Annotated in this window: 14 protein-coding genes and 1 tRNA gene; 7 read left to right on the forward strand and 8 right to left on the reverse strand. The window is 41.0% G+C overall.

Annotated elements, in window-relative coordinates:
- The first annotated feature begins 190 nt into the window (after positions 1–190).
- From fdxA to FTU91_RS03145, 3 genes are all read left to right on the forward strand, one after another.
- Complete coding sequence (fdxA, locus tag FTU91_RS03135) at positions 191–514, forward strand: ferredoxin FdxA (RefSeq protein ID WP_004279936.1); 324 nt, start codon at positions 191–193, stop codon at positions 512–514.
- 140 nt (positions 515–654) lie between these two features.
- Positions 655–1,368 carry a D-Ala-D-Ala carboxypeptidase family metallohydrolase gene (locus FTU91_RS03140; RefSeq protein ID WP_086195110.1) on the forward strand — a complete coding sequence of 238 codons (714 nt, stop codon included), beginning with the start codon at positions 655–657 and terminating at the stop codon, positions 1,366–1,368.
- A gap of 135 nt (positions 1,369–1,503) precedes the next feature.
- Positions 1,504–2,169: an O-methyltransferase gene (locus FTU91_RS03145; RefSeq protein WP_180043665.1), complete on the forward strand. Its 666-nt coding sequence runs from the start codon at positions 1,504–1,506 to the stop codon at positions 2,167–2,169.
- A gap of 142 nt (positions 2,170–2,311) precedes the next feature.
- Here FTU91_RS03145 and FTU91_RS03150 read toward each other — a convergent pair whose 3' ends face one another.
- The 8 genes from FTU91_RS03150 to FTU91_RS03185 form a co-directional block, all read right to left on the reverse strand.
- Positions 2,312–3,154 carry a universal stress protein gene (locus tag FTU91_RS03150; RefSeq protein ID WP_180043659.1) on the reverse strand — a complete coding sequence of 281 codons (843 nt, stop codon included), beginning with the start codon at positions 3,152–3,154 and terminating at the stop codon, positions 2,312–2,314.
- A gap of 132 nt (positions 3,155–3,286) precedes the next feature.
- Positions 3,287–3,904: an acyltransferase gene (locus FTU91_RS03155; protein ID WP_180043661.1), complete on the reverse strand. Its 618-nt coding sequence runs from the start codon at positions 3,902–3,904 to the stop codon at positions 3,287–3,289.
- Entirely contained in the window at positions 3,897–4,496 is a 600-nt protein-coding gene (locus FTU91_RS03160) for a YigZ family protein (protein ID WP_180043663.1), read from the reverse strand. The genes FTU91_RS03155 and FTU91_RS03160 overlap by 8 nt, the downstream gene beginning before the upstream one ends.
- A gap of 162 nt (positions 4,497–4,658) precedes the next feature.
- A complete protein-coding gene (gene lptB, locus FTU91_RS03165) occupies positions 4,659–5,405 on the reverse strand; it encodes an LPS export ABC transporter ATP-binding protein (protein WP_166168127.1) in 747 nt (248 codons plus the stop codon).
- Positions 5,405–5,971 (reverse strand): lipopolysaccharide transport periplasmic protein LptA, encoded by a 567-nt coding sequence (gene lptA, locus FTU91_RS03170; protein WP_180043089.1) that lies wholly within the window; start codon positions 5,969–5,971, stop codon positions 5,405–5,407. Before lptA ends, lptB begins: the two co-directional genes overlap by 1 nt.
- Complete coding sequence (lptC, locus tag FTU91_RS03175; RefSeq protein ID WP_180043090.1) at positions 5,955–6,503, reverse strand: LPS export ABC transporter periplasmic protein LptC; 549 nt, start codon at positions 6,501–6,503, stop codon at positions 5,955–5,957. Before lptC ends, lptA begins: the two co-directional genes overlap by 17 nt.
- Before the next feature lie 41 nt (positions 6,504–6,544).
- Entirely contained in the window at positions 6,545–7,084 is a 540-nt protein-coding gene (locus FTU91_RS03180; protein WP_092819354.1) for an HAD family hydrolase, read from the reverse strand.
- A gap of 3 nt (positions 7,085–7,087) precedes the next feature.
- Positions 7,088–8,065: a KpsF/GutQ family sugar-phosphate isomerase gene (locus FTU91_RS03185; RefSeq protein ID WP_180043091.1), complete on the reverse strand. Its 978-nt coding sequence runs from the start codon at positions 8,063–8,065 to the stop codon at positions 7,088–7,090.
- Positions 8,066–8,336: 271 nt separating this feature from the next.
- Between FTU91_RS03185 and FTU91_RS03190 the strand changes: the two genes are divergently transcribed.
- From FTU91_RS03190 to FTU91_RS03205, 4 genes are all read left to right on the forward strand, one after another.
- The gene (locus tag FTU91_RS03190; protein ID WP_180043119.1) at positions 8,337–9,032 is read left to right on the forward strand and encodes a DUF1826 domain-containing protein; all 696 of its coding nucleotides are present in this window, start codon (positions 8,337–8,339) and stop codon (positions 9,030–9,032) included.
- Between the two features lie 347 nt (positions 9,033–9,379).
- Positions 9,380–10,801: a cysteine--tRNA ligase gene (gene cysS / locus FTU91_RS03195; protein WP_180043092.1), complete on the forward strand. Its 1,422-nt coding sequence runs from the start codon at positions 9,380–9,382 to the stop codon at positions 10,799–10,801.
- A gap of 65 nt (positions 10,802–10,866) precedes the next feature.
- Positions 10,867–10,942 (forward strand) — tRNA-Gly (locus FTU91_RS03200).
- A gap of 286 nt (positions 10,943–11,228) precedes the next feature.
- Positions 11,229–11,681, forward strand: coding sequence for a universal stress protein (locus tag FTU91_RS03205; RefSeq protein ID WP_131274254.1), 453 nt, complete (start codon positions 11,229–11,231; stop codon positions 11,679–11,681).
- The last annotated feature ends 265 nt before the right edge of the window (positions 11,682–11,946 follow it).

Genomic DNA, 11,946 nt, shown 5'->3' on the forward strand with positions numbered 1-11,946 from the left:
TGCCAGAAAAAGACTTCTAAATAGAAGTCTTTTTCATTTACTACATATATTTAATGAAATATTCAATTTTTACTAAAATTAACAGCCTTATATATAATAAATATCAATAAAAGCAATTGTTACTTAGCAGCATTTTTGCCTAAAATACAGCAAGAGTAACTAGAACCATATTTTTTAGGTAGCTGTCGCCATGACCTTTGTTGTCACTGAAAATTGTATTAAATGTAAATACCAAGACTGCGTAGAAGTTTGTCCGGTAGATTGTTTCTACGAAGGTCCAAATTTCCTCGTGATTAATCCAGATGAATGTATTGACTGCGCATTATGCGAACCTGAATGCCCGGCAAATGCTATTTTCTCGGAAGATGAGTTGCCTGAAGGTCAGGAAGTCTTTATTGAGCTGAATGCCGATCTTTCACAAAAATGGCCAAACATCACTCAAATTGGTGACCAGCCTGCCGATCGTGAAGAATGGAACGGTAAAGCCGACAAGTTACAATACTTGGAAAAATAAGACTGTTTCTGAGCCTGAAAAAGATCAGCATAGGCTGATCTTTTTTTATACTTAAAAAAACATTTGATTGCAATATTTTCAAATTTTATCCTTCAAATTAGATTAAAATAGCATGTATTTATAAATATCTGATTTCTATAATGAAGCATGTTTTAAAGGGCTTACTGGGCTTGAGCTTGGTCCCACTTGTCATGATTGGATGTAGCACATCTCCTCAGAAACAAGGGCAAATGCCCCATGGAAAACGGATCTTCATTCCTCAAGAACGCATTAGCCTTGAACGCCCAATTCCACCTAAAACAGTACCTTATGTTTATAATTCATGGATTGCCATCGGTGATAATTTACATCGTGTCCGTGAATATGAAAATTTTCTGGAACGTAATGGTGTCGGCAATATTATCCCAAGTTTCGAATTGTTGCGTTCTGCCCGTGACTGGCAAAAATGCGGCCGTCCACAATATATGATTCCTAACCGTGAATTGTGGAACAATCAAATTGCAACTTTACGTGTCTTTAAATACCTGGTTGCTGCCAAAGTGCTTACTGACTTTGAAGTGACCTCTGTTTACCGGGATTTGTCACTTAACCAGTGTGCCGGTGGCGCAAATTCATCACGCCACTTATTTAATTCGGCGATCGATTTCCGTATTGGGCCTGAAGTGCCCCAAGCAGAAGATTATGCATTTATTGAAAATAGCAAATTTAAATTATGTCAATTCTGGGTGCAGTACGGACAAAGCCTGAATATGGGACTTGGGCTATATGCTTCTGGTCAAATCCATATTGATACTCAAGGTTACCGCACCTGGGGTCCAGACCACTCACGCCACAGCTCGATGTGTAATTTTTAAAATCGTGTATTGCGGTAAAAAAGAGATCCTGCTGATCTCTTTTTTATTGCCCTATTTTCAATAAATCAAAACGATAAATTGCACTCTGAATGGAAAAGTTTAAAATGCATGCATCGCAACACAGGTGACCAGACTATGCAACAAATGTGGACAGAGATTGATGCTTACATCGATTCACATTTAATTCCAGAAGACCCCATTCTGCTACAGACATTAAAAAATACTGAAGATAAAGGTTTTCCAGATCACCTCGCAGTCGCACCCAATCAGGGCATGCTGCTGCAAATGCTGATTCAGATGAACAAGTGCAAACGTGTACTGGAACTGGGTACCTTTGCTGCCTACAGTACAATGTGGTTGGCTCGTGCGCTACCAGAAGATGGCTACATTCTGACCATTGAGGGTCGTGATACTCATGCAGCTTTGGGTCAGGAAAATATTGATCATGCCAAACTTCCGCAGACCATTGAGCTTAAGGTAGGGCGTGCAGCAGATGTATTAAAGGCATTGCCTGCAGATTTTGAACCATTTGACTTTGTGTTTATTGATGCCGACAAACAGAGTTATCCAGAGTATCTAGAACTCAGCTTAAACTTGTCCCATTCAGGGACTATTATTGTGCTGGATAACGTGATTCGTGCTGGCGAGATCATTAATCCTGCAAACCACAAACCTAGTATTGAAGGTATTCGCGATATGTTTGTCGCCTTGCAAGACCATCCTCGAATTTTGTCCTGTACTGCATTACAAACAGTTGGTAGCAAAGGACATGATGGCTTTGCACTTGCCATAGTGAAATAATATGACACAAAGGTTAAAAAACAATCTTTTTATTTTTTTTGTTTTTTATTAATAACTTACAGATACTGTCCATATAGTTATCCACAACTTATGCGGATAACTATGGGCAATTATTAATCAAACCTGTTAGATATTGACTCAGTTATTTCACCACCAGTAAGGGTACGGTTGAGTTTCGGAATATACTTGTTGCCACACTTCCCAAAAAGAATTGGCGAATCTTGCTGTGACTAAATGCACCCAGCAATATCAGTTGTATGCCATGTTCACTTTGGTATTCCAGTATATTTTCCGAAACATCGCCATAACGGTATTCAGTCACCACATCCATCCCGGCATCACGTAAATACTGCGAAGGTTCATTCAGTATTTCCGGATGATCACCTACATATAACAGATGGCACTGTAAGAGTCTTAATAAATCACTTTGTGCGACACGTTTCATCAGATTAACGCAGGTTGGTGAATATTCATAGGCAAAAATGAATCGTGTGGGTGGTTTAAACTGTTCCCCGACGGTCATTACGGTACATTTTGCACCACGAATAAAATTTTCTACATTACTGCCTATTGGTTTGTTTCGTTCCGCAGAACGCTCTCCGACCCGGCCAATAATGGCGATGTCATCTTCTTTAAGCACATGAAAACTTTGTTCCAGGAAATCGCCTTTTTCTTGCAGATGCGAGGCGCTAATCTCATACTTCTGCTGAATCATGTCAGAAATATGGGTTAAAAGATTATTGCTGTAATCCAGTGCCAGTTCACTTTGTTTTTGTTCAAGTTCTGCCAGTTCTTTCAGTAACATTGCATTACTTTCAAACCCGATCACCCCACTAATTTCCCCCAAATGATAACTAGCCGGGTAATAATCTAAAACCTGTAATAGTACCAATTCACGTTGTGTCTGCTTTGCAACCCATGCCGCAGCTTCAGCCACTGCATTTACACATGGAGAAGAATCAATACAAGCGATTACACGTTTCATTTTCGCCTCGCTTTTCGCCCATACAGGCTTTAAGTCTAATTGTTATTTTAACTTAGCATAACTCTTCACCGCTGTGCAGGCTTTTATGTAATTAAACTTACTCCCTGATTCATCTTCATTTTCTTGGATTTTTTAATCCCGATGACGAATAAACCTGGCCGGATTACCCGCAACAATAGTTGCCTTTTCAACATCCTTTGTGACCATACTGTTCATGCCGACAATGGCATGAGCATCAATCTTTATACCATCTTTAACACCCACATGCGCGCCTAGCCATACATCCTGACCAATCTCGATGCCCTGAGAACGTACCGCTTGCTGGTAAATGGGCTGTGCAAGTTCAATCCCGTGGTCAAAAGCATATAAATGGCAATATGCAGCTATACGGACCTGATCATGTAGCTTGATCCCCATGCGCCCACCATCGAGAATACAGTGATGGTTAATGGCCACTTCATTGCCAATTTCTAAAGGACCATGCAAGGTACAGTCTGCGGCAATAAAAGTATTGTCACCAATCGTGATTTTCCGGCCCGGCTCGGCAAAAATATGGGCCAGCGGTGAAATAAAACAGTTTTCACCAATTTCGACAGTTTCCATTTCCATCAAATAAGCCTGATATTCTTTTTGCCACTGTTCTGCCCAGCCGCGATTTTTCGGTTTTAATGACCAGTACAGCCACGGCATGTAATTTAAACGGTGCTTATGTTGTTCACGATATTTTAATAGCGGATCCTGTTCAGTCATGGTTCGGCTCTTCTACAATTTTCAGTTGTTCACGTCCGCGAGTCACATCCTGAATTTTCAGTGCCAAAGGCTGAATTTGATGAACTTGTAACAAGGCTTCGACCTGTACGCCTGTGGCAGTATATTGTTCTTGAAATTCGATGTTTTGGTGGTTCAACTCATACTGAAAAATAGCCCATTCATTAAAATGGGAGGCAAAGCTGACTTTCTTTTTTTCAATCAGTTCAATTTTTTCCGCCAGTACCAGGCACTGCCCTGCACAACCACCATAGGCCCGAACTAGCCCTCCCGTTCCGAGTTTAATACCGCCAAACCAGCGATTGACCAGAACGATGATATTGGTTAATTCATTGCCTTCAATGGTTGCCAAAATCGGGCGTCCAGCAGTACCTGATGGTTCACCATCATCATTAAAACGAACATTATGGCCAATTTTCCATGCCCAGCACTGATGTGTGGTGGTGATATCTTTATGGAACTCTAAAAAGTTTTTGACATCCTGTTCATTTTCGACTGGTGCAGCAATCGCCTGAAAGCGACTTTTTTTAATGTCTTCTTCGAAAGTAACGGATGAGGCAATCGTAAATGGCATAAATCTGGAATAAATAACAATACAGCAGCAGTATAGCCTGTTTTGAACCGCTTGCAGATACAAAAAAACCTCCTATAAAAGAAGGTTTCTTAATAATTAAAAATATTTAAACTTAAATGATACTGTAATTTATAAGATTAAATCATTCTGATTAAACTTTAATTAAACAGTAAAATCTTCACCCAAATAGACTTTGCGCACAGTGTCATTTTCAAGCACTTCTTGCGGTGTACCCTCTGCAATTACCGCACCTTCACTGACAATATAGGCATGCTCACAAATCGCCAATGTATCCCGTACGTTATGATCGGTAATCAGTACACCAATTCCGCGGTCTTTAAGTTCACGGATAATATCCTTGATGTCCGCTACAGAAATAGGATCGACCCCCGCGAAAGGTTCATCAAGCAGCATGAACTTGGGATCGGCCGCCAAAGCACGGGCAATTTCAGCACGACGGCGCTCACCACCAGACACACTCATCCCCAGTGAATCCTTAATATGCGTGATTTTAAAATCTGCCAATAGTTCATTTAAACGCTGTTGACGCTGTTGCTTGTTCAGATCTTTACGGGTTTCAAGAATCGCCATAATGTTTTCAGAAATCGTCAGTTTTCTAAAAATTGAGGCTTCTTGCGGCAAATAACCAATGCCTTTACGGGCACGTTCATGCATGGCCAAGTCTGACAAATCAAGATCATCCAAATGAATCTCGCCTTTGTCCATCCGAACTAAACCCACCACCATATAGAAACTTGTGGTTTTACCCGCACCGTTTGGACCAAGTAAGCCTACAATCTGTCCACTCTGCATCTGAAAAGAGACATCTTTCACAACCCATCTTTTACTATAGTTTTTTGCCAGATGTTTAATACACAATGTTTGGGGCTGATTTAGCGGTTGATCCATTAATCACGTGCTCCTGGGAACGTTTTTGAGCTAGATGGTGGAATAATAATTTGTACGCGACCTGAAGATGAGCCAGTATTGTTCGGTGTACCTGTCGCTTCAACATCACCTTTATTCATGCTGTATTTCAAAGTATTACCGCGAATACTTGCCCCATCCTGCTGTAAAAATGCATTGCCGGACAAGGTGATAATGCCAGTTTGGGCATTATAAAGAATCTTTTGTGCCTGACCTTTCGCCAAGCCTTTATTGACATCAATTTGTTGTTGGAAACGTGCCGGACCGCCTGTCGCCGTAATGCTACTGATCTGTTTTTGACTGTTCAGATTGGCAACAATAGAGTTGGCTTGCAATCTCATGGTGCCCTGTTCGATGATGACATTCCCGCTATAGGTCGTCACCCCGGATTTTTCATTATAGGTGGCACGGTCAGCAACCAGTGAAATAGGCTGATTTCGGTCAGATGGAATGGCCAATGCCGCTGCCGACGAGAATACAACCAAACCGGCTAAAGCTGCCTGTTTAAGCAAAGTTTTAGACAATGTAAGCTTAAGATTGTGGTTCATATTTTCCTCGAATATTAAAAAATTCGTATTGACCGTCATTTAAATTGGCTTTCAGACCTTGGCTTACAAATTCAGCTTGCGGAGATTGCACAATGACCTGTTTATCTGTCTCAATTTCCCGGGTTTCAGGATATCCGGTTAATTCCTGGGTCTGAAACTGCATTTTGCCCTGTGGCATCAACTTGGTCGCCACGACATTTCCTGACAGAATCACCCGTTGATTGTCATCATAACTGTTCGCCACTTTGGCATAAAAAGTGGCATCAACTGCGCCATTTTTATACAGCGAGGCATTCAGGTTCTCGAGTTTGGCCGTTTCTTTTTGCATGTCCTGTTCCATACGGTCGACCTGAGCACGGGCATACAAATTACCGTTGTCATCGGTTTGAGTCAGGTTAATTTTTTCAGCGGAATAGGTCATGCTTCTGGCTGAATCAACCTCGAGCTTGTTGCCCTTACCACTGTAATAGTAGTAACCACCACTTATAGCTGCAATTGCTATAGCAGTCAGGTATAAAACTTTTGTATCCATAAGTGTGGCACTTAACTCAAATTCAATGAATTGTTTAACAATTAATGTGGGGCAGCGGTATAGGTTTCAAGCAGCTGTTCATAAGCCCCTTTGGCCGTCAGAATCATGTCGCAGATTTCACGCACTGCACCACGACCACCCATGGCCTGAGTAACAAGGTCAGCACGGCGTCGAACTTCGACATGACCATTGGGAACAGTCACTTTCATACCGGCAATGGCAAATGCCGAAAGATCAGGCCAGTCATCGCCCATATATAAACAGTCTTCTGGAGCAACATTCAATTGGGCACAGGCTTCGCGTAATGCAGTGCCTTTGTCTTCACGGCCCTGGAAAACCAGGTCTACACCCAAGTCAGACATGCGCTTTTCTACAATATTGCTTTTACGTCCAGTAATAATAATGACTTTTACACCGGCTTTCTGTACGAGTTTCATACCTAAACCATCACGGATATCAAAGGACTTGATTTCATCCCCGGTATTGGTCAGGGTGACAAAACCATCACTCAGAATTCCATCGACATCAAGAACCAAAGCTTCAACATGGCGCGCCTGTTCCAATAAAATATAAGATGCCATTTATTAATTTACCCCGGCTTGAATCAGGTCATGCATGCTAATCACGCCAATAACCTTGTTTGCACTATCTACTACAACAAATTGATTAATTTTCTTTTCGTTCATGCGCTCTAGGGCTTCAACGGCACGTGCCTCTTGCGAAATGGTCAATGGATTTTTAGTCATGACCTCAGAAACCGGCAAGTTCACATCAAAGCCTTGTTGTTTATCAATTAAACGACGTAAATCGCCATCAGTAAAAATACCCAATAGAACGTCATTTTGATCGACAATTGTGGTTAAACCTAGGCGTTTGTTTGAAATTTCGTATAAAACCTGATTCATTGGTGTATCTGGAGAGACTTTTGGCAATTCTGTACCTGTGTGCATGAGGTGTTCGACATGTAACAACAAGCGTTTACCTAATGCACCGGCTGGATGAGACAGCGCAAAATCATCAGCAGTAAAACCACGTGCATCCAGCAAGGCAACCGCCAAGGCATCGCCTAAAGCCAGAGTTGCCGTGGTGCTTGAGGTCGGTGCCAGACCCAGTGGACAGGCTTCCTGAATATTTCCCAAGGTTAAAGCGACATCGGCATTTTGCGGCATAGGGCCTTTGTTGTCGCCACTAATGGTAATTAGAGGAATTTCCAGACGCTTGATTAATGGCATGAGCATCATGATTTCATCACTCTTGCCCGAGTTAGAAATGGCAATCAGCACATCGCCAGGAACCAGCATGCCCAAATCGCCATGTCCCGCTTCACCTGGGTGCATAAAGAATGACGGCGTACCTGTAGAAGCAAAGGTTGCTGCCATTTTACGGCCGATATGCCCTGACTTCCCCATACCGGTAATGACTAAACGCCCTCGACACTTCAAGATGATTTCACAGGCACGACTAAAACGATCGTCAATTTGTGTTGCCAATATTTCCAGTGCTCGTTCTTCTATACGCAAAGTTTCTAATGCAACTTTTTGAAAGTCTATTTGATTTGGCATATTTGGTGGGTTCAAAATAGGTTTACCTTTACTCTATACAGAGTTGATTCAATCAAGCAAAAAATAATTTTCGCAATTTTATCATATCTATGCAAATGTCACGTTTCTAAATTACAAGATTTCAATAATTGTGCAGAAATTATGGTGAGTAAAACTCAGGTTTATCGCGAACGTCATCCTTACTCTCTTCAGGTCATGTGTCATGAATCATTCTGCATTTATGTAAAGCTGAGTGTATATTATGAAACTTGGTTTATTATTTAATTCTCATATGAAAAATACGCTTTCTGATCACAAGCAAATTGGTGTGGTTGCCACTTTTCCTGAACTGGTCAATTCCAAGTTTCAAGGAAATATGAATGCCATGTGCTGGTATAGAAATCTGGCTGGTGATTTTAAAGAGATTGTGACTAAACTTGAATTAAAAGAGAATATTACAGAAATTTCTGTGGAAGATCTTTTAGCGCTGCAACTTTCAGAACAAGGTCATCTGGCTCGGGAAATGATCTTAAAAGATATCCAGCTATTAACCGATTTCGGAGCATCCCCATCTCTTAATTTACTTAAAAGTTATGAACGGGATGAAGAGCTGGATTTCATTGCAACAGATGTGTATTCCTATCACGTTGACCGCTCACCTATAGAAACCGATACTTTCTTATGTACTTATTCTGGTTGTGCCAGTGATATTTTGCCAAATGATCAGGTTGAGCAAAAGATTTTGATTCCCGAATTAAGAGCAAAGCTGAAAGACTTACATGATGGTCCAGAAACTGAGTTCGAAAATTTCCTGGAAGAATATTTCTTTGATTTGCATTATGCCCCCAAAGCGGATGCAACACCGATCAATTTAGGCCAGGGACATCTTTGGCGTTTGGCTGTCGATCATCCAACGCAGCCCGTTTTGCCTTGCGTGCATAGAGCGCCTGCTGAAGCGGGTGAATACAGACTTCTCTTGATCTGTTAAATATTGATGAGATATAGGGCTCACTTGATCTATAAGATTTAGATGTTACATCTGTCTGTTTATTCAATGCTCTGCTCTTGAATGCTCTAGAGGAACGGGACAGATTGGTCCGTATGAACTCACATTCCCGCTATACAACTATTTTGATTGCTGAATTGTTATTTTTCAGGTATCGCTGATTATTTTCATGAGCAGTGTGCTTTCTTAAGCCATAAGTAATGACATTAAATTTTCATATCGAGTTTTATATTCCCTAAAAAACTTCTGCATTTTTTCGTTTTAACTTTATGAAAAAAAATGCTTAGGTTAAGATGAGCCATCTTTTGTAAAAGCATCTTAGAAGACCTATGCAGCCATTTGTTCTATATAACTCAGAGCAACGTAAAAAAGTAGAATTCGTACCTCGTAAAGAAGGTCATATCGACATGTATGTCTGCGGTATGACCGTATATGACTACTGTCATATTGGGCATGCTCGAGTGATGGTTGCATTTGACTACATTATCCGTTTCCTGCGCAGTCAGGGCTGGAATGTAAAATACGTACGTAACATTACCGATATTGACGACAAAATTATTAAACGTGCCAATGAAAATGGGGAAAGCATTACAGCTTTAACGGATCGTTTCATTCAAGCAATGAATGAAGATGCTGAAAACTTGGGCTGTCTGCATCCAGATGAAGCCCCTCGTGCGACTGATTACATCGACCAGATGCAAAGCATGATTGGTAACCTAGTCAATAAAGGCACTGCTTATCCATCATCAAATGGTGATGTGTATTTTGAAGTGGAAAAATTTGCCAAATATGGCCGTCTTTCAGGCCGTAAACTGGAAGATATGCAGGCCGGTGCATCTGAACGCGTTGATGTTGAAGTAGAGAAAAAACATCCATTTGACTTTGTGCTGTGGAAACATGCCAAAGAAAATGAACCGTCTTGGGCTTCACCTTGGGGCAATGGCCGTCCGGGCTGGCATATCGAATGTTCGGCAATGTCAACTTGCTGCCTAGGCAATCATTTTGACATTCACGGTGGCGGTTCAGACTTAATGTTCCCGCACCATGAAAATGAAATTGCCCAATCAGAAGCATCTACGGATGAACAGTATGTGAATTACTGGATGCATGTCGGTTTCATTAATGTTGATGGCGAAAAAATGTCTAAGTCTTTAGGCAACTTCTTTACCATTCGTGATGTGATGGAAAAATTCCACCCTGAAGTGATCCGTTACTTTATTGTGTCTTCACACTACCGCAGCCCAGTGAACTTCTCGGATGTGGCATTAAAAGAAGCCAAAACAGCCCTTTCCCGTTTCTATCATTCATTTAAGGCTTATCAGCAGGTCTACGGTGAAAAAACCGTAGAAACTCTGGATGATGCATTGGTTGAACGTTTTAATACTGCTATGCGTGATGACTTCAATACAGCAGAAGCCATTGCTGTACTGTTTGAAATCAACAAAGAATTCAACCGTGCAGTGAAAGACGAAAACCAGGAGCAGGCAGCGGTTTATTATTCAACTTTACGTCACCTTACCAATATTCTAGGTCTGGTTCAGTACAATGTTGATGACTTCTTGAAGTCTGATATTGGTCAGGAAGCATTAGGTTTATCTGAAGAACAGATTGAAGATTTGATTCAGCAACGTAAAGATGCGAAAAAGGCCAAAGAATTTGCCAAGGCCGATGAAATTCGCCAGTCTTTACTGGATCAAGGTGTGGTTCTGGAAGATACACGTCAAGGCACTATTTGGCGTCGTGCTGATTAATTAATCATTTGGAAGCATAAAGAGTTGACAGTTAAAAGAAACTCTCTATAATTCACTTCCATATTGCGGGAATAGCTCAGTTGGTAGAGCATAACCTTGCCAAGGTTGGGGTCGGGAGTTCGAGTCTCCTTTCCCGCTCCAGAATATGAAAAGCCCAGATCAATTGATCTGGGCTTTTTTATTTATTAATCTCATTAAGTTTTAAGCTGAATATACGCCAAACCCATAATGATAGTTCCACTTAAACTTTTTAGTAAAATACACAAGATCGTTTGCCCTCGCATAGATGGTTTAGAAAATTAATTAAAATAATTTACAGGCTCAATAATAAATCATAAAAGATACATTTTTATCCTTTTTCCTTTCCACATTCCGGCTATGTTAAGCTTTGAACAAATAATAAATATTGAAACAAGAGGACAGCATCATGGAGTATTACCAGCACATTCTAGTTTCTGTCGATGACTCGCCCATTGCCGTAGCCGCAGCTGATCAGGCCATGGTGTTAGCCAAAGCTTTTGGCAGTAAAGTGACCATTGTGAGCGTAGTGATTATTGATCCTTTAACCAGTGTCAGTTTTTATAAAAATGTTCCCGGCGTCACTGATTATTTTATGGAAGCTCAAGCTCATGCTAAAAATATATTGGCCGAGCTAGGTGCCAGATTTTCCGAAGCAGGTATTCCAGCAGAAACCAAGCTTTTAGCCAAACAATCCCCTAGTGAGGCCATTGCTGAACTTGCCGATGAACTAAAGGCCGATTTGATTGTGGTTGGATCGCATGGCCGAACCGGTTTGAAAAAAACCTTCATTGGCAGTATTGCCCAAGATATTCTGACCGCCAGTCATGTTCCTGTGCTTGTGGTTAAACATACCCAATAACCCTTTTACTCTGCTTTTTTATGCCATTAACCTATCACTTCTGAGTTAATGGCTTCACGCAATTGGGCTTAAAAACTGTCTTTTAAGGATTTGTGTTCTGCTCAGCTGACCTTATTGCTGCACTCATTTTAAAACACTTAGATTAGCATTTAAAAACATAGACATGAGCCAAGCAATCATCTCGCAGATTCTATAAAAAACATCAAACTACGACCATAAACCTATACGCATAAACGTGATTAAGACATAAACTTTGTTCACAATT

The sequence above is a fragment of the Acinetobacter sp. YH12201 genome (assembly GCF_013418145.1).
In the GTDB taxonomy this organism is placed as follows: domain Bacteria; phylum Pseudomonadota; class Gammaproteobacteria; order Pseudomonadales; family Moraxellaceae; genus Acinetobacter.